A 17489-nucleotide genomic window follows, 5' to 3' on the forward strand; every position below is an offset into this window, starting at 1 on the left:
GCAGAGGACCGGGCCAGGGTGGCTCACTTTTCGCTGTCGCCTCCCCCTGCCATGGCAGGGGGAGGCCCCGGGGTAACCCGCCTACGTAATTGACGCGACCCGCCTACGTAGTTGACACCGGGCAGCCTGGATGACCGGCAGACCCAGTCCTCCTCTCTGGCTTGAGCAGAGTTAGAGGCAGCCTCGGACGCCCGAGGGGTGTGAACCGGAGCCAGCCGCTCCTAGCTCCAACATGCTCCCTCGCCAGAGGGCATGGGGCGTGTGCTACAGCTTCACCTCGATAAATCAGGGAACAAGGTCCCCAATCCAATCTCAGCCCTCAGTGCCACAGAGGCACCGGACGTCGAGACTCAAGCGCTCTCCCGCCAGCTGCGATAACGCACAAAAGCGCAAGACGGCCCTTGAAGCCTCGCTCCGACTAAAGCAGGCAACACCTAACTCCGGTTGGTGCGATTGGCGATTGGGGTTCCTTCCTGAATGTGCAAACCCGTTGCTAAAGCTGTTAAAAGTATACTGGCGTACAAGCTAGGAGTCATTCACGTAGATCAAGCCAGTATTTTATTTAGTCTTCGGCGACTTCGCGCCGGTTCCGTTCAACTGAAGTGAATTCGCAAGAGACGCGTTAAGCACCAAACGTCCAAATTACCAATAGGAAAAAAATGACACTCCACAAGGCATGGCCTGTGGCGGCTTCGGGACTTCCGACCGACAGCCCCGCACGTCCTGCGATGATGGATTTGCTTGACAGCCCACGCACCCGGGCACGTTGAGCAAATGAATTATCGAGATCTCTCCGCATGGCTCCCAACCGGGCCGGCGGCGAAGGAGCTCGCCGTGAGCCCCACCACCCTGAAGCGTTACGCCGACCGCGACGGCTTCCTGACGTTGGGTGTGCACTGGCGTTATGGCGCCCACAAGAACAGCCCAAGAATCTGGAATCTTCGCTTGTGCCAACAAGCCCTGGACTACCGCAGCAGGGTGAAGAAGTGAAAGCACCAGCAAGTAAAGGCACCAACCCAAATCTCTTACCCCCTACCCCACAGCCAACCATGGCCAGCACCTCCGTCGCCCCTGCGCAAACACGCAACGGTTCAACACCTGCCGCAACTGGCCTGGCAGAAACGCCAGCTGTCATCCCCGCCGCAGAGGGCAAAGACGCCGCTCAGAACAAGGGTTTTTCTGAGAAGAGTCGTCCCAAGCAGGCAGCTCATTCGGCTTCCCAGGCCTCGATCGTGGCGGCCAGCTGCAGGTCAGCGGGGTGTTGGTGAGCAGTGGTGAGCGGCTCCATGGGAGGAACGGCAAAGAACACCGCCTCCACCCACCGGCTGCTGGTACCAGGCAAGGGTGGTGCTGTAGCAACACCCGCGAAGCCCTTGCCGGTGGCTGCCCCCACCCTTCGAGGACAACGAGAAGCTGGTGGGGGGCCGGTGGATCATCGGGGCAGCGTTTCTGGCTGGGGAAGCAGGGAACGGCCGCGCTTCCACGTGCACGACACACCCACCTACGCCTCTTGGCTCAATCAGGTGGCGCGCTGGTTCGGGGTCATCACCCAGCGGGCCATCAGGCGCGGCAGCTTCTCAAGCGTCCTAGCCGCAGGCTTCCGCGCAGCGGTAGGAGCTGATCACCAAAATCGAGCAGTTCGTGGCGGCCTACTACAAGACCAAGACCCCATTCAAATGGTCCGCCACGGCGAATTCAATACTGGAGAAACTCCAGCGCCTTTGTGCGCAAATCTCCGGGACGGCGCACTAGATCACGGTGAAACTTGCGCTGTTGAGCGCCAAGCCAGTGGTCAGTTGGGCGAAGGGCACCGCGGCCGTCGCCCCGTTCCCATCCGGGTCATAGGCGAGGAAGCCGTTGCCGCTGTCGTAGAGGATGCGCTGGGCCGCCGTGGTGGCCACCGCTCCGGTGCCGAAGGCACTGGAAGCCAGTGGGCCGGTGGTCGGCAGGGCCGTGAACACGCTGTTGTCCAATTCGATCCTGTCGCCCTCGGCGAAGGAGAAGTCGGTAATTGTGTCGCGGTTGGCGACGGGATCGAGGCGGCTTGAGAAGGTGAAACGATCGCCGCCGCCGCCTCCGGTAAGGGTGTCATTGCCATCGCCGCCATTGAGTCGATCCCTGCCGCCGCCGCCGATCAGGGTGTCGTTGCCCGCACCGGCGTTGATGATCACAGCTCCGCGGGTGAAGGCGCTGGCGTCGAAGCGGTTGGCGCCGGTGTAGCCGATCAGGTGGGCCTGGTCGATGTCCTGGAGGCTGTCGGTCCCCAGGCCGCTGAGTTGGCTGTCGCTGAGGGTGAAGTCGGCATCGCCTGCCGCGCGCACGCGGTCGGTGCCAGTGGCTCGGCCGATGAGGATGTCGTCGCCGCCCTGGCCTTCGTAGATGACGAGGGCGCCGGTGAAGCCGGAGCCGTCCAGGGTGTTGGCGCCGGTGCCGCCGATCAGGTGGGCTTCTTCGATGCCGTCGAAGCTGTCGGTACCCAGGCCGCTCAACTGGTTGGCGCTCAGGGTGAAGTTGGTGTCGCCGCGCCCGACGATGCGGTCGCGCCCGGCCCCACCGCTCAGCAGGTCGTCCCCAGCGCCGCCCTCAAGCTGGTCGTTTCCGTGGCCACCACGCAGGGTGTCGTCGCCGCTTTCGCCGTACAGGAAGACGCTGCCCAGGGTGAAGACGGAGGCGTCCAGGGTGTTGGCGCTGGCCCCGCCAATCAACGCGGCCTGCTCGATGTGCTGGAGGCTGTCGGTGCCCTGGCCGGTGAGCTGGCTGTCGGTGAGGGTGAAGTCGACATCGCCGCGGGCGCGCACCCGATCGAGGCCGCTGGTGCGGCCGATCAGGGTGTCGTCGCCACCGCGGCCTTCCAGGATGGTCAGGGCGCCGGTGAAAGCGGAGACATCCAGGCTGTTGGCACTGGCCCCGCCGATCAACTCGGCCTGATCAATGTCCTGGAGGCTGTCGGTGCCCTGGCCGGTGAGCTGGCTGTCGGTGAGGGTGAAGTCGGCATCGCCGCGGGCACGCACCCGGTCGAGGCCGACGATGCGGCCGATCAGGGTGTCGTCGCCACCGCCGCCTTCCAGGATGGTCTGGTTGCCGCTGAAGGCGGAGACATCCAGGGTGTTGGCGCCCGCCCCCCCGAGGAGGATGGCGGCGTCGATGCGGATCAAGAGGTCGAAGCCATTGCCATCCAGCAAGCTGTCATCCAGCCAGCTGTCGGTGAGTCTGAAGTCGCCGTTGGTTTGGCCGCGCACCCAGTCGTGGGCGACCCCGCCCACAAGGATGTCGTTGCCACCTCCGCCATCAAGGACGGTGTAAGTGCCGGTGAAGCCGGCGACATCCAGGTCGTTGTCGCCTTGCCCGCCAATCAGGTAGGCGATGTCCATGCTGGTGAAGGTGTCCGTTCCGTTGCCGATCAACTGGGTGGCGCCCAGGGTGAAGTTGGTGTCGCCGCTTTCGACGAGGGCGTCGCAGCCGACCCCGCCCGTGAAGGTGTCGTTGCCGGATCCACCGGTGAAACGGTTGGCATAGAAGCCCGAGGGCCAGTGCCAGGTGCCGGCCTCCCGGGGACCGATCAGGTGGTCGTCGCCGTCCCCACCGCTGAGGGCAACAGCCCCGCGTGTGAAGGCGCTGGCATTAAGGGTGTTGTCACCAGATCCGCCGCTGAGGCTGGCCCTTTCGATGCTGAGGAGGGTATCTGTCCCTAATCCCGTCAGTTGGGTGTCGCTGAGGGTGAAGTTGACATCCCCTTGCTCCTGAATCTCATCGATGCCATCTCCGCCGATGAGGGTGTCGTTACCGGCGCGGCCCTGCAGACGGTCGTTGCCACCGCGGCCGCGGATCTGATCCGCAAAGACCGTGCCAACGAAATCATCATCGCCAGCGGTGCCATCCAGATCGATCGGTGCGGTGCGGCCATCGAAGATCTGGCCCCGCACGGCATAGCCTGATGTGTCTTCTCCGGATTGGCTGTCGTCCTGCCAGGCGACGACGAAGCGACCATCCACCAGGGCCGTGATGGTGGGCTGATGCTGGTAGCCGAGCGTGGTGGAGTTGATCAGGAACTCGGCGCCATCTTTGACGCCGTCGGCGCTGAAGATCTGGCCCCGCACGGCAGAGCCTGATGTGTCTCCTCCGGATTGGCTGTCGTCCCTCCAGGCGACGACGAAGCGACCATCCACCAGGGCCGTGATGGTGGGCTGGGCCTGGGTGTCGGGCGTGGTGGAGTTGATCAGGAACTCCGCGCCATCCTTGGCGCCGGCGGCGCTGAAGATCTGGCCCCGCACGGCAGGGCCTGATGTGTCTCCTCCGGATTGGCTGTAGTCAAGCCAGGCGACGACGAAGCGACCATCCACCAGGGCCGTGATGGTGGGCTGGGACTGGTCGCTGCGTGTGGTGGAGTTGATCAGGAGCTCCACGCCATCCTTGACGCCGTCGGCACTGAAGATCTGGCCCTGCACGGCATAGCCTGATGTGTCTCCTACGAATCGGCTGTCGTCCGACCAGGCGACGACGAAGCGACCATCCATCAGGGCCGTGATGGTGGGTTGATAATGGTAGCTGCCTAAAGCTCCGAGTGGGGGGGTGATCTGGAACTCCGCGCCATCTTTGGCGCCGTCGGCGCTAAAGATCTGGCCCCGCACGTCTGAGTTTGCCACACCAGATCGGCTGTTGTCCGTCCAGGCGACGACGAAGCGACCATCCACCAGGGCCGTGATGGTGGGCTCGTACTGGCTGTCGCGTGTGGTGGAGTTGATCAGGAACTCCGCGCCATCCTTAACGCCGTCGGCGCTGAAGATCTGGCCCCGCACGGCATAGCCTGATGTGTCTCCTCCGGATTCGCTGAAGTCCTGCCAGGCGACGACGAAGCGACCATCCACCAGGGCCGTGATGGTGGGCTGCCACTGGGAGTCGCGTGTGGTGGAGTTGATCAGGAACTCCGCGCCATCCTTGAGGGGTATGGACATCTTCATCTCCTCCAACATCGATATCCTAAGACAATGGCTGCAACAGGATCTTTCTTGCCGCAGATCTGATGCCTGTTGCCACTGCCAGCGATGAAGGCCAGCGGGGTGCCGCCTCAAGCTCGGAGTGAAACCACCAGCGTGGCCCAGCGGCCGCATGTCTCCGAGCTGATCGCCATAAAGGCGAGTCATCCGTCAACAGGTGTAGAGTAGGAGGTGTAATATGGGCACGAATTGTCCTTGCTTTGGTGAAGGTTTCAACGGCCCGGATCGATGCCAGTTGCCGAACCTCCTGATCGTCTGTGCGTCCCGCTGAACCACGGCGAAACCGGGCCGGTTGAGTGAGCAGCTGAAGGAACATCATCATCAGCGGCAAGAGAACCCTCACCACCCGCCGGCCAACGCCCAGCCATGACACCCCAACCCCCTACCCGCAGCCCGCAGCGCCGCAAGGGCAAACCCGCACCAGTAGGGCAGGGCCGAACCCCGCAGGTGCATCCCCAGGCACAACAAGATCGGGTTGGCTCCCTGGTAGCGGTGCCCGTTCAACAGGTTGACGTGGTGCCCACCACCGGTGGAGTCCCATTCGCGGCGCCAGGGCGTGGTGCCGGACTCCAGCAGCTGGATCAACGCCTCCACGAGCTTGTCCGGTTGAGCGTTCGACTGACTGGTGGGCTCGGAGTGGGTCTTCGAACGGGAGCGGGAAGAAACAGCAGCCATCGGGCAGCAGCGCAGGACCCGAAGCACCCGCGCGGCCAGCAGCAAGGGCTGGCCCGGGAGACAGCGGCACAACCCAATACCCCGGGCGTAACAACCCCAAGGCGGGCCAGCTTGCGTTAGCCCTTGTGCGGCCGCGCATGCTGAGGAATCCTGCGCGCGCCACCTTTGGTGGATTCGGGGGTGGCATCAGCCATCCGCCCCAGGCGTCTTGATGCAATGACTGCCCCAAGCCCTGCCATCAAGCCTCAATGTCCAGGGGCAAAAAAAGGCCCTGGTCCACGGACAGCGTGAACTGGCGCCTGATCTCCTGAACCCTTGATGTTGACGTCGTCAGCCAGCCAGCCTCTACGTTGTGACGCTGGGCGGTCTCGCTGAAGTTGGCGCTGGTCACAAGGGCTTTGGCGTTGGGGGTCGTTGCATCAGCGATGACAACCTTGGCGTGCTGATAACAACGCTCAGGTGATCCGGAAACCAGCCGTCGCTCCACGTAGGCATGGGGCTTGGTGGGACAAAGGCCAGACGTCCCGGTTGAACCATGCTGAAATCGTTACCAGCGGATCAGCCCCCAGGCGATCCTCAATCTGTTTGGGATGAAAGAACAAGTCGACCCGATTCAGCTGACCATGGGCCAGGCGATCGGCAATGGAGGCAAACAATTGGCGAAACTCGCTGCTGAGGCCGATGTTGTAAGTGGCAATTAACAGACTGCAACGCGCTTCGTTGATGAGCTGATCCACTGTGGCAAACGTGTCGGCGGTTTTGGCATGAAGAGGATCCGGGCCCGACCAGACAAAGCTCCAGGCGTTGCGCTCCTTTTGGAGAGCGTCCTGGGCATCAGCGAGGCGATCCAGTAGTAATGCCATCAAGCGGGGATGGGCCTCCTCTCGGACCATCTCCACCAGCAGTGGTTCGAGCTGCTGGCGGATCGCTTCGCTGTGGGTGGAGAGCAAGCCCTGCCAGCTGGTGGGGATGTAGCTCAGTCGCCTCAGATCTGTCGCCACTGCCCGCAGGGTCAGGGCTGGCAGGGTGGGGCTCATGCGTTGATGAACTCCCAGAACGAGGGATCACCCACCTCAGGGTTGGCAGACACGGTGGGACTCACCAGGGCTCGATCGAGGAACTCGTTGCGGATCTCGCAGGAGGTTTCGGCGATCAATTCACAGCCATGGCACGCAGCGCCATGGGTGGGGCGGATGTCGAAGGGGTGGTTGGGGTCGTGCTCGGAGCAGAAGGGATCATTGCTGCAGAGCTGGCCGCGCTCGAAGGCCTTCTCCAGGTAGGAGACGATCCGTTTGCCGGCTCCTACCAGGCCGCCCAAGGTGCCCTCGGATCCAGAGCTACTGGTGAATAACAGGATGCCATAACCAATCTCACTGTTGGTGTAGATACGCTCACGGATGGAGCTGGCGCCGTAGCCACATTCCAACGCCATTTCGGTAATCAGGAGGTGGCTGAGGCTGTGGAGCAGAAGGTAAGGAGCTCCGGGAAAGGGGAACTGCGCTTCGTCAAGACCGCGAGAAGTGAGCCATTCGTTCTCGAATGCCTTCGTGAACTGGCCGGCTCGCATGACCACCGGATCACTGGCGGCCCAGGCCTGGATCGTGCCTGGATCGAACTCGATGAAGATCCCTTCCCCCTTGTTTTCATTGGCCGGCACCCAGCGCAGATCATTAGCCAGCGGTGCCCGGCGGTTCACCTTGGTGGTGTCGATCGGCAGGCCGCCCAGGCTGCTGGTGCGAGCTGTGAAGCGGGTGAACCCCACAAGAGCCTGTACTTCCCGTAGGCGGTGCACCAGCAGCACCCGCTTAATGGCATGGCTGAACCAGGCTGGAGGGTTGGGGGGCTGCCAGACATCGGCTTCAAACAGGCTCCCCTCGGCAGAACTGGAGACCCCATCCATCGGACCGATCAGCAGGGCCAGCTCCTCATCCTTGGGTTGGGCGACCTGGCCGGCGGATCCGCCCCTCTGGGCCTCGATCGTCTGCCAAAGGACTGCTGGATCCACCCCCGAGAAGGCGCTCTTCAGCCTGGGGTTGAACTTGATGGCTGCAGGCACGTCCGCCTCCGTTTCGATCAAAGCGAGGTCGTCCTTGAGTTCAGTGACGCGCTTGACCAGGGAGTTGGCTTCCTCCGGCAGGGAGATCACCGAGATCGTCTCGGTGAAGTAGGCATTGGTGGCCGAACGCACCAGGAGCCGGTTCGTGGTGGGCTCTCCATCGGTGTGGCACTTTTCCGGATCACGGGTATTGCGGCCCAGCCAGGGCGTGTGACCCTGGCAAAGCCCCAGAGGGCTCATGTCCGTGACCAGGGCATCGGCCAGCTTGCGGGTGGTGCCACCTTCTGACTGCACATAGATCTGCGTGAAGTCATTGCCGGTACCGGCCTCGAGCAGATACAAACGCTCGGTGTTCTTGCAACCGAACTGGCGGAAGCAGAAATCGCGCCAGCGGATGTCGCTGAGGTGGCCGTGGGGGCAGGCCATCACGAAGCGAACGGGCACCAGCGAGTACTTGCCTTCGTCGTCCTGATAGGTGCGCCAGTCGGAGATGCAGCCGTCGTTGAAGTGCACCAGGGGCCTGGCCCGGCAGGGAACACCGAACGCGATCCGCTCGCTCACCTTCTGGGCGACGGACCACTCCGGAAAGCGCAGTGCCTTGATCGAACCGCTGATGCCCATGAGTTTGTCGACCTCCTTGGGGGGCGTGCGCAGGTCGACTCGGGCGGCCCCCGTGGCCTGCCGCACCAACTTCAGCAGCCGTGGCTCATGGATCAGGTCGCAGCCCCGCTCGTTCCAGAAATCCAGCCCCCCGATCAACAGGGAGTAGTCGGGCAGATCGACCATCGCCCCGGGTCCGTAGAGCTGGAGCACTTGGCTCTGACGGGCCTCGCCGAGGGGCGGGGGAGCAGCTTTGCGGCGCGTGGAGGGGGGCATAGAGGGGTTGACTATCGGGTTCAGTCGTCGGCGGTGATCTCTTCTTTGAAATTGACCATCCGGATCGGGGCGGAGGGCTCCACATCGCGCAGGCTCCAGTTGGTGGTGAACTGCTTGTAGCCCTCGGCTTGGTAGATCGGGTCGTTGTCGAGGGCGGTGTGCAGGAAGCCCGCCCCAGCACCCTTTTCCTCATGGGTCCAGTACTGCAGCTTGGCCTCCGGCTCCTGGGTGAGCTTCCACCAGGCCTCCAGCAGATCGATCACGTGATCGCGCACGTCGGTGGGGAGGTGCTCATCGAGGCTGTCGTCTGCTGCCCCAGTGGCGATGCAACGCTCCTGCAGTGCCTTGGCGATCTGGGCCTTGCTGCCTTGCAGGGCATCGGCTGCCATGGCGCCCTTGGCACCAGCCAGGGCTGGATCGCCGTGGCGGGCCATCGCCACCACCACCCCCGGTAGGCCGCGGTCAAGGGCCCGGCTGGCAAAGGGTGTGCAACTGGTGGCCTCCACATGGCGGTAGAAAGTCTGGTGCCAGTAGGGGAACAGCTCGAAATGGGAGCGGTCCCGCGGGCGGTTGGGGTTGAGCAGCACCAGCACCAGGCCGGGTTTGTTCTGCTGTGGGTTGTCGCTCAGCTGGCGGCCGACGCGGCTGGTGGCCTGGATGTACTCGGCGGCGGTCTTGGGCTGGTTGAGCACCACCATCAAGCCGAGGCGCGAGATGTCGAGACCCACCGAAATCATGTTGGTGGCCAGGGCCACGTCGAGGTGGTCCTTGTCGATGTAGGGCTTGGAGAGGCGGTCTTTGGTGCTGCTGATCCTGGCGGTGTTGACGCGGGACGTGAGCTCCTCTGGTTCGCAGGGCCGCTTGCGACTGGCGAAGGGGTTCTCGAAACCCTCCATGGCGAGGCCACGGTTTTTGGCGAACTGCTCCAACTGGGCGCCGAGTTCGTCTTCCAGGATGCTGCGGGTCACGCCCAGCTCCTTGAGGTTGGAGAAATAGCCCAGCAGGGTCATGTAGGGATCCGCCGGATTGTTGGCGCCCATGGCCTTGTTGTCGTTCCAGCCCTTCTGGGCCGCAGCCATCAGGCCCAGATAAGAACGCAGCAGCACACCCTTGAGGTTGCGGCCCGGGGCTGAGAGGCCCACGTACAGCCGCGCCTGGTCGGGATCAGGGATGGTGCGGGAGAAGAAGTTGTCATCGCGTTCGGGGCCCGGCGGCGGGAAGATCCGCACCTGGCTGCGGGCGAACAGGGCCTTGATCTGGGCCTCAGCCCGTCGCACGGTGGCCGTTGACGCAATGATCTTGGGTGGCGGGGTGGAGGCGTTCGGCCGCATCAGCACTGTGATGCCGGCTGATTCGATCCCAGGGCTCTGCAGCCGGCGATGCACCAGGAGGAAGGCCGCTAAGCCCAGGTAGGCCTCCGTCTTGCCGCCACCGGTGGGGAAGAAGAGCAATTCGACGGCCTCACGATCCAGCCGGCCTTCTGGGGTGTCTGGTGTGGCAAGCCCCGGCAGATTCATCAGCACAAAGGCCAACTGAAAGAAGCGCCACTTCGGGGCGCGGGTGTTCGGAGCGATGCCGATCTGATCCGGAGGCACCTTGGCGCTGAAGGCACTGCGCTGCCGGCTGGCGCGGGCCATCACCAGGTTCATGGTGCGGAAGGCCTCGCGCACCAGGGGATCGGCGAGCAGCTTGATGCCGTTTTCGATGCGCGTGGCGCAGGCTTCCGCCTGGGCCCGGAGTTGCTTGGCTGTTTCGTTCTGAGCTTGGTCGCCAATGGGGTGTTTGGGCTGCTGGGTGATCCATGCCCGGTAGGCCGTCACCATCGGCATCAGCTCCTGCCCGATGCGTTCGCTCCGGGCCAGATCCGCCAGGGCCTCCATGCCCATCGGCACGTTGGTGCCGGGTGGTGGCTCAGGAAGCGTGCGGTAGACCCGGGCCGTGGGTAGCCAGGTGGTGGTGAGGGTGTGGCAGCGGGAGGGATTGTCGTCGGGGATGGCCGAGGCGATCACGGCCACGTTGTGTCCACTCGCGAAGCAGTAGTCGCGCCGGTATTGGAGGGCTGCGAGGCGTTCGTCGGGATCCTTGGCCGCTTGCTGCAGGGCATCACGACGCGGTGGGAAACCCTGGGGGCACTGGAGGCTCAGCTCCACCTGGAAGGCAGAAACCGGATCGCGGTGACGGATCTGATTGGTCTTGGGCGGCTCCCGCTTGTTGAGCAGAAAGAGCGACACCGACAGCTGATCACTGGGATAGCCGAGCTTGCTGGGGGCACGTCGAGCAATCCAGCGCAGGCAGAGACCCTGAGGGTTGGCCTCCAATGGGATGTCTGGGCTGGTGCCCTCGCCGGCAATCGTGAGCGTCACGCCTTGACGCTGAGGGCTGCGCAGCCAGAGCTTCTCGTCGTCGCCATCGGCCGGGGCTGTGTCATCCCCCCAGGAGACCGTGGCCTCGATGGTGGAGCCACGCTCCAGGATGAAGCTCAAGCCGCAGGAGGAAGTAAACCAGCTGCGGCGGGTGTTGGCCTGATCGAGGGCATCGTTGGCGTCGTCGTCCTTTTCCTGCTTCTCCAGGCGATGGGTTGCGTCGCTGCTGGGTTCTTCGCCAGCGAGATCAGAGAAGGAGAGCTGCTCATCTGTTGTGGTGCGGCCAGCTTCCTGCTGGAACACATGGGGCACCAGGAAGCCCGTGGTGAACCAGACAGAGGGCGGCTGGGGCAGTTGCTCATGGCGACGGGCGACATCGTCCCAGCCTGGCCCGATCAGATCGCTGTGCAGGGCGGCGACGAGCTGGGAGCGGATGTCGGCGGAGGTGGCCATGGTTCAGGTGCTCTTGCTGGCTTGTTCTTCGAGGGAGCGAATCGCGCTGAGCACGCCTGGCAAAGCGTCTTGACAGATCAGCAGCACCTGCTCAGCGTCCAGATCGAAGTACTGGTGGGCGATCACATCGCGGAAACCCATGGCTCCCTTCCAGTCGATGTCCGGGTAGTTGGTGGTCAGCAGGCCAGGCTCAAGCTTCTCCAGCCGCTTGAGCGCCTCCCCCGCCGCGAGGAACTGCATGCAGATGACATCGAGCAGGTCCTGGCCTTCTTCGCCGTCCAGTAGCGCCGGATCGGCGAGCAGGGGCGCAGCCTTGCGCTCGATCCGCTCCAGTGCCTGCCGGAGGGGCGTGAGCAGCACAAGCCGATCACCGCTCATGCGCTGATCCCTTCCCGGAGGATGGCCTGTCGCAGGGCGGGGTTCATCCGCTCCCGCAGCCGCACCAGATCAACCGGGCGCTGCAGCAGCTCCTCCAGCTCCTGCTTGAGGTGGACGGTGGCGTAGGGGGTGAGGGGATCGAGTTCGACCCACACATCCACATCGCTCTGGGCTGTGGCTTCGTTGCGGGCTGTGGAGCCGAACAGGCCGATGCGTTGCAGCTGGTAGCGCTGTCGCCATTCGCTCAGGTGGGCGTGCAGCACCAGAAGCAGCTGCTCGCAGCTGAGCGGTGTCTGGACGGCTGAGCTGGGCATGGCACCAGGCCGAACAATTCGGCATTGAGGGTGCCAGTCTCGCCCGCCTCGGCGGTCGTGGCCATGGCGATGGCCAAACGAGTCCCTCGACCACAAAACCAAACCAACGTCTAATTTGAATCAAGTTTGAAGTTCACGGACCCTTGCCCACCCGGCTGCCCCGCAGGCCCCCTCCTCTGCAGGAGTTGCTGGAGCGTTGCGGCGGGCTGCAGGAGACGCTGTCGCTGCTCTCCCTCCTGGCCGCCGCTGAGGAGTCGGATCGCTACCTGCATTGGGATGAGCTGCGCCATCGCCCACCGCCCCAGGGTCTGAGCCATGAGCAATGGTGGCTGGCGGAGAAGCTCTCCCGCCGGCCCACCCCGCTGCCGCTTCTGGCGAGTGATCACCAGCCTTTCTGGTTCTCGCAGCCGCCTGTGCTGCTCCAGGGGCTGCAGCAGATCGACATGCAGGCCGGTATCAATGCGGTGGCTCCCCAGGGCGTCACCACGCGCTCCACCCGCGATCGCTATCTGTTGAGCTCGCTGATGGAGGAGGCGATCACCTCCTCGCAGATGGAGGGCGCCGCCACAACGCGGGATGTGGCCAAGGCGATGATCCGCAGCCGCCGGCCGCCCCGGGACCGCTCCGAGCGGATGATCCTCAACAACTTCCTGACGATGCAGCGCATCCGGGAGCTGCGGGAGCAACCGCTGACACCTGAACTGGTGCTGGATCTGCACCGGCTGGTGTGCGCGGACACGCTGGATGACCCCGCGGATGCCGGCCGGCTCAGGCCACCAGGGAAAGAGGTGGTGGTGGACGACGCCTACGGCACCGTGTTCCATGTGCCGCCAGCGGCAGAGGAGCTGCCCGGGCGGCTGGAGGAGCTTTGCCGCTTTGCCAATGGCGAAACCCCAAAGGTGTTCATCCACCCGGTGGTGCGGGCGATCGGCCTGCACTTCTGGCTGGCCTACGACCACCCCTTCTGCGATGGCAACGGCCGCACGGCCCGGGCGCTTTTCTATTGGGCGATGCTGCATCAGGGCTACTGGCTGTTCGAGTTCATCTCGATCTCGTCGGTGATCAACAAGGCCCGCGGCCAGTACGAGCGGTCGTTCCTGTTCAGCGAGAGCGACGACAACGACCTCACCTATTTCCTGCTGGCCCAGGTGAAGGTGATCCAGCAGGCCATCGCCAGCCTGCATGCCTACCTGGAGCGCAAGGCCGGCGAGGTGGGGGCGCTGCAGCAGCGGTTGGAGGGGATGGATGGGCTGAACCACCGGCAACTGGCGCTGCTGAGCCATGCCCTGAGCCATTCCGGCTTCCGCTATTCGGTGCTCTCCCACCAGAACAGCCATGGGGTGAGCCATCAGACCGCCCGCAGTGATCTGCAAAAGCTGGCGTCCCGTGGACTGCTGACGGCGGGCAAGGATGGGCGGCGGGAGGTGTTTCGGGTGCCCGAGAATCTGGCGGTGCGGCTGCCGGGCTGACTCTCTCGCAGAGCAGGGTTGTTCAGAGCTGCTGTTCAGCGCTTCGTGCCGCGCACCCATCGGTTGCGCCTGCTTGGGCCATGCGGCAGTTGGCCCCAGGCTGCGTCTGATACTGGGACTTCTGCCGTTGCCATGGCTCAGTCCTCCTCATACTTCTGACTGGCGATCAGGGCTGAACAGGTCGCACGCAACGGCGAGAGCGACTTTTGGATGACGCCCCAGACCAGAGCATCATCAACTCTGTCGTATTCGTGGGTGAGCTTGTTGCGAAAGCTGATGATTCGCGGCGCCTCATCGATGCGGGCGAACAAGCTGCTATCGACCCGAGACAGATTGTTGAGTGCTTCGCCAATCGTGATGAATTCCCTCTCCACCGCAGCCCGGATCAAGCGGCTGTTGCAGTAGTCATCAAAACGGATGGCTGCGACCGCGTCGGCAATGGCGTCGGCGGATTCGACGACCGTCATCAGCAGCACCCTGGGATCACGCCGCATAGAGCAACTGCTTGGTGGCGTCGATGTCGGCCTGCACGATCGGGTTGCGCCTGGCGGTTGCCATCACCAGATCCACCTCAGTGCCGAGGCTGTCGGTGAGCTGTTCCTCAAGCCCGAAATAGGCATCGACAAGCTCAGTAGCTTGGAGCGTCTGGAATTCCACCAGGAGATCAATGTCGCTCGCGCCAGGGCGGTAATCGGGCCGCAGCAGCGACCCAAACAGGTAGAGCCGTGCCACGTGATGCTGCCGGCAGGCTCTGCTGATGGCCGCAAGCTGGGGCTCGGAGAGCGGCAACCCAACCATGGTTTGATCCTGGCTTGTCATAGCCCCAGCCCCATCTGCTCCACCTGGACTCCAGCAGTCTCGCCCGCCTGGGTCGCTTTCGGCGGCCGCCCCCGTCGCTTGCCTCCTGCCGTTGCCGGCCAAGCCGCCTTCTTGGCGCCCTTGCCATGCAGCCCCAGCGCCACCTCCTCCCCATAGCGTTCAGCATTGAGGGCGAACAGGCGGGCTAGCACATCGTCCCGAACGTCATCAGGCCAGCGGTAGCGCCAGGGGAGTTTCTTTTTGCCCTTCACGGCGCCGTAGGCGCGCACTTGGGCCTCGAAGGCACAGGCTTCATCGGGCTCCCAGAAGAACAACTCGCCGCTGTCGATGCGGTCCTGGAGGTCATCGGGAAGCTGGGCGTCGTCTTCGAGATCGAGGTAATCGAGGCCGAAGCCGCAGGCGGTGGGCACATCACTCCAGCCGTAGGCGTTCAGCACGGCCTGATCCATCTCGCCGTGGAGACGGCGCAACTCCAGGAGGCCGCTGCTGGTTTCGGCGGGATCGTGGAAGCGGTTGTAGGTGCTAGTTAAACCTTCGTTGTTACTCACCATTAGCTCGGCGCGGAACTGGTGGTAGCGCTCACCAATGGCCTCGAGGTTCTGGCGGGTGACTTCGTGGGCGGGATCGCTGGAGACGGATTCGAGGAAGGCGGCAGGAAAAGGAAATGGAGAGAAGCAGTCTGAGGGCGTATATCGAATGCCGTCTCCCATAGTTGAGGAAGAAAATTTTGTCCACACCTCATGGACCCGGCACTGCAAGCATGAAAGTCCACTCAGCTGAGGCAAGGGAAAAACATTCAAGGTATTTGCAAAAACAATTTTGGAGTCGAGACTCGAAAAGCCAAAAGTGGATGAGATGAAAAGGTTCGCGATCACCTTGTCGAGCCCTGCAATTGCAGCGTATAAGGCCGGACGCTTGTCGGCATGTATCCACCACTTTTCGGGCAGTGGTGCTCGCTGCTTGTATTCGCCATTTGGTTTTTTCTCTTGACGCTGGGGCTTGACCTTCTTTTCAAGCAGCTCCATCAGTTCTGGCCATTTCTGCCGGCACTCTTCCTCGGAGCGATCCCTAAAGTCGATTACAAATCTATGATGCGCGTGTGTCGGGCTATCATCAACTTCTTCGCCTCCTATATATGGGAATATCACTTTGGAAATCCCTGGGTTTTTCGCAATGAGCCGGTTCATCGTCGCTATTGGCGAGGGTATCCCGGGGGTTTCGTCGTCAGCCGGCCCGGAATCATCGAAGGTGAACCCCATCCCAAGTACGATTGAACCCTGAAAGCTTCTGCCGGTATTAGCCCGTAGTGGCATTGGATCATCGTGAACCCCATTGGAGAGAAGGAACGCTGTGATCTGCTCGACCGGTCTTTTCTCTAATAATTTTGAGCCCGAATAGTCACCCTTGAAAATGGGTATCACACTCACCACCACGGCCGCCACGCCCGGCCATTTGTAACGCTTGAGCGCCGCATAGATCGTGCCGCCGTGCAGGCAGATCCAGCACAGACCGGTGCTGCGCGTGTCGCCCTGGGCGATAGTGTTTGTGGCGATCAACCCCAGTGAGCCCCCAGGCCGCAGCAAGTGGAAGCAGCGAAGGAAGAAGAAAGCGCTTAGATCGGCGTTGGCGCTGCTTTTGGGATACTGACATTGATGCCAGTCCTGAAACGGCTCCCCCAGGGCTTCTTTGATTTTGCGCCCTCCCACAAAGGGCGGATTGCCCACAAACACATCGAAGCCCGACTCTGGCCGGCCGAACACATCAGGGAAAGCCAGCTGCCAGTGCAGCGGTGTGATGCCCTGCTCGCCCTCGCGAAGTCGCTCCAATGGTTCGGCCAGTTCATTTTCCAGCGATGCAGCTGTGTCGTGCTGCAGCGTGGCTTCCAGATACAGCTTCTTCAGCTCCTCACGATCCTTCTGCTTCTTGCCGTTGAAGAAGGCCGCCACCAGCAGATCACCCACCGTGCGCAGGTAGGCCGTACTGGCGTTCAGATCGTCGAGGGCCTGGCGCTTCTGAGCGTCGTCGGCATCGTTGCGGCTGTCGGCATGGAACAGCGCAAAGCTGCGGGCCTCCTGCTGGCGAACCTCCTCCAGATACTCCATCTGCAGTTCTCGCTGCCGGCTGGCACCCTTGAGGGCCTTCTCGATCTCGGATCGCTCCATGCCCACCAGCGAGTCGCCGCACTTGAGGGCGTGATCCACAAAGGTGAATGGCGCGTCCTTGCTCAGGCTCACCAGCCAGAGGCTGAGGCGGGCAAGGTTCACGGCAAAGGGGTTCTTGTCGACCCCATACAGGCAGCTCTGGGCGATCAGGCGGCGGGCGTAGATCAGTGGCTCTTCACCGTGGGCGGAGCCGCCGGCCTTGAGGGCCTCCGGTAGACCTTCCCGGTTCCAGGCAAGCTCCAACAGTTCGGCCAGGTAGCGGCAGCACTCCACCAGGAAGGCACCGGAGCCCATGGCTGGATCGCAGATCTTTAACGCCAGGATCTGGACGACCGTTGGCTTCCCGCCGCAGCGCTCCAACCAGGGCAGCAGGGCCTCTTCCACGATGGGCCGCGTCAGCGCCCTGGGCGTGTAATGGCTGCCGCTGCGCCGCCGCTCCTCGGTGGGCTGGAACACCAGGCTGCCCACGGGCTGGGGTCCATCGAACAGCTCGCGGTTAATGCGCGGCTCCAAGGCCTCCAGCAGCTCGGCTTCGCTGGCGGCGGCCTTAAGAGTTTGCGGAAAAACCGTCTAAGCAGTCGCGTTTTCCCATCTCCGAGCTGATTTCTCGGTGATTTCGTCAATGGGTTCATGTCAAGCGCTCAGACAGCCCGATTTCGCCGCCTTTGGACTGTTTTGGTGGCCCGGCTGCTGCCGTTTGCGCACACCTTTGGGCATCTGGTGGTTCATGCCGCCGCCATGGTGGGCCTGAGCAAGTTGCCCAGTCGGATCAGGTTATAGGCGATCACGTGCAGGCCGAACACGTGCCCGGTGTCAACTACGTAGGCGGGTCGCGTCAATTACGTAGGCGGGTTACCCCGGGGCCTCCCCCTGCCATGGCAGGGGGAGGCGACAGCGAAAAGTGAGCCACCCTGGCCCGGTCCTCTGCCA

14 protein-coding genes and 1 pseudogene are annotated in these 17489 nt (G+C 63.1%); 3 read left to right on the forward strand and 12 right to left on the reverse strand.

Annotated elements, in window-relative coordinates:
* Positions 1-834: 834 nt before the first annotated feature.
* A complete protein-coding gene (locus KBZ12_RS17660; protein WP_254959379.1) occupies positions 835-990 on the forward strand; it encodes a hypothetical protein in 156 nt (51 codons plus the stop codon).
* Between the two features lie 217 nt (positions 991-1207).
* Here the strand turns inward: KBZ12_RS17660 and KBZ12_RS17665 are convergent, their stop codons facing one another.
* Complete coding sequence (locus KBZ12_RS17665; RefSeq protein ID WP_254959380.1) at positions 1208-1342, reverse strand: hypothetical protein; 135 nt, start codon at positions 1340-1342, stop codon at positions 1208-1210.
* Between the two features lie 127 nt (positions 1343-1469).
* Here KBZ12_RS17665 and KBZ12_RS17670 point away from each other — a divergent pair.
* A pseudogene (locus KBZ12_RS17670) lies at positions 1470-1752 on the forward strand (IS630 family transposase); the annotation flags it as partial.
* Here the strand turns inward: KBZ12_RS17670 and KBZ12_RS17675 are convergent.
* The 8 genes from KBZ12_RS17675 to KBZ12_RS17710 all read right to left on the reverse strand — a co-directional run bounded on the left by KBZ12_RS17675 (position 1749) and on the right by KBZ12_RS17710 (position 12109).
* Entirely contained in the window at positions 1749-4958 is a 3210-nt protein-coding gene (locus tag KBZ12_RS17675) for a calcium-binding protein (protein ID WP_254959381.1), read from the reverse strand. The pseudogene KBZ12_RS17670 and the gene KBZ12_RS17675 sit on opposite strands and share 4 nt — an antisense overlap.
* Positions 4959-5333: 375 nt before the next feature.
* Entirely contained in the window at positions 5334-5669 is a 336-nt protein-coding gene (locus KBZ12_RS17680) for an ArdC family protein (RefSeq protein WP_254959382.1), read from the reverse strand.
* A 238-nt stretch (positions 5670-5907) separates the two neighbouring features.
* Positions 5908-6156 (reverse strand): phospholipase D-like domain-containing protein, encoded by a 249-nt coding sequence (locus tag KBZ12_RS18465; protein ID WP_315859437.1) that lies wholly within the window; start codon positions 6154-6156, stop codon positions 5908-5910.
* Complete coding sequence (locus tag KBZ12_RS17690; RefSeq protein WP_254959383.1) at positions 6125-6706, reverse strand: hypothetical protein; 582 nt, start codon at positions 6704-6706, stop codon at positions 6125-6127. The genes KBZ12_RS18465 and KBZ12_RS17690 overlap by 32 nt, the downstream gene beginning before the upstream one ends.
* Positions 6703-8601: a DUF1998 domain-containing protein gene (gene drmB / locus KBZ12_RS17695; RefSeq protein WP_254959384.1), complete on the reverse strand. Its 1899-nt coding sequence runs from the start codon at positions 8599-8601 to the stop codon at positions 6703-6705. Before drmB ends, KBZ12_RS17690 begins: the two co-directional genes overlap by 4 nt.
* A gap of 20 nt (positions 8602-8621) precedes the next feature.
* Entirely contained in the window at positions 8622-11417 is a 2796-nt protein-coding gene (locus KBZ12_RS17700; protein ID WP_254959385.1) for a helicase-related protein, read from the reverse strand.
* Positions 11418-11420: 3 nt separating this feature from the next.
* Positions 11421-11795 carry a DUF86 domain-containing protein gene (locus KBZ12_RS17705; protein ID WP_254959386.1) on the reverse strand — a complete coding sequence of 125 codons (375 nt, stop codon included), beginning with the start codon at positions 11793-11795 and terminating at the stop codon, positions 11421-11423.
* Positions 11792-12109, reverse strand: coding sequence for a nucleotidyltransferase family protein (locus tag KBZ12_RS17710; protein WP_180668050.1), 318 nt, complete (start codon positions 12107-12109; stop codon positions 11792-11794). The genes KBZ12_RS17705 and KBZ12_RS17710 overlap by 4 nt, the downstream gene beginning before the upstream one ends.
* A 143-nt stretch (positions 12110-12252) precedes the next feature.
* On the opposite strand from KBZ12_RS17710, the gene KBZ12_RS17715 reads away from it, so the two are divergent.
* Positions 12253-13578, forward strand: coding sequence for a Fic family protein (locus tag KBZ12_RS17715; protein ID WP_254959387.1), 1326 nt, complete (start codon positions 12253-12255; stop codon positions 13576-13578).
* 137 nt (positions 13579-13715) lie between these two features.
* Here the strand turns inward: KBZ12_RS17715 and KBZ12_RS17720 are convergent, their stop codons facing one another.
* The 3 genes from KBZ12_RS17720 to KBZ12_RS17730 are packed head-to-tail and all read right to left on the reverse strand — an operon-like array spanning position 13716 to position 17027.
* Positions 13716-14045 (reverse strand): DUF86 domain-containing protein, encoded by a 330-nt coding sequence (locus KBZ12_RS17720; RefSeq protein ID WP_254959388.1) that lies wholly within the window; start codon positions 14043-14045, stop codon positions 13716-13718.
* Positions 14046-14061: 16 nt separating this feature from the next.
* Entirely contained in the window at positions 14062-14376 is a 315-nt protein-coding gene (locus tag KBZ12_RS17725) for a nucleotidyltransferase family protein (protein ID WP_254959389.1), read from the reverse strand.
* Positions 14377-14393: 17 nt separating this feature from the next.
* A complete protein-coding gene (locus tag KBZ12_RS17730; RefSeq protein WP_254959390.1) occupies positions 14394-17027 on the reverse strand; it encodes an Eco57I restriction-modification methylase domain-containing protein in 2634 nt (877 codons plus the stop codon).
* Positions 17028-17489 lie beyond the last annotated feature (462 nt).

Origin of the sequence: Cyanobium sp. Cruz CV13-4-11, assembly GCF_024346055.1 — a bacterium.
GTDB lineage: Bacteria > Cyanobacteriota > Cyanobacteriia > PCC-6307 > Cyanobiaceae > Cyanobium.

Bases quoted from the DNA above. Each gene is read 5' to 3' on its own strand.
- drmB (WP_254959384.1), bottom strand. From the start codon at position 8,601: ATGCCCCCCTCCACGCGCCGCAAAGCTGCTCCCCCGCCCCTCGGCGAG.
- KBZ12_RS17690 (WP_254959383.1), bottom strand. From the start codon at position 6,706: ATGAGCCCCACCCTGCCAGCCCTGACCCTGCGGGCAGTGGCGACAGAT.
- KBZ12_RS17675 (WP_254959381.1), bottom strand. From the start codon at position 4,958: ATGAAGATGTCCATACCCCTCAAGGATGGCGCGGAGTTCCTGATCAAC.
- KBZ12_RS17725 (WP_254959389.1), bottom strand. From the start codon at position 14,376: ATGGTTGGGTTGCCGCTCTCCGAGCCCCAGCTTGCGGCCATCAGCAGA.
- KBZ12_RS17720 (WP_254959388.1), bottom strand. From the start codon at position 14,045: ATGACGGTCGTCGAATCCGCCGACGCCATTGCCGACGCGGTCGCAGCC.
- KBZ12_RS17680 (WP_254959382.1), bottom strand. From the start codon at position 5,669: ATGGCTGCTGTTTCTTCCCGCTCCCGTTCGAAGACCCACTCCGAGCCC.
- KBZ12_RS17710 (WP_180668050.1), bottom strand. From the start codon at position 12,109: ATGCCCAGCTCAGCCGTCCAGACACCGCTCAGCTGCGAGCAGCTGCTT.
- KBZ12_RS17700 (WP_254959385.1), bottom strand. From the start codon at position 11,417: ATGGCCACCTCCGCCGACATCCGCTCCCAGCTCGTCGCCGCCCTGCAC.
- KBZ12_RS17705 (WP_254959386.1), bottom strand. From the start codon at position 11,795: ATGAGCGGTGATCGGCTTGTGCTGCTCACGCCCCTCCGGCAGGCACTG.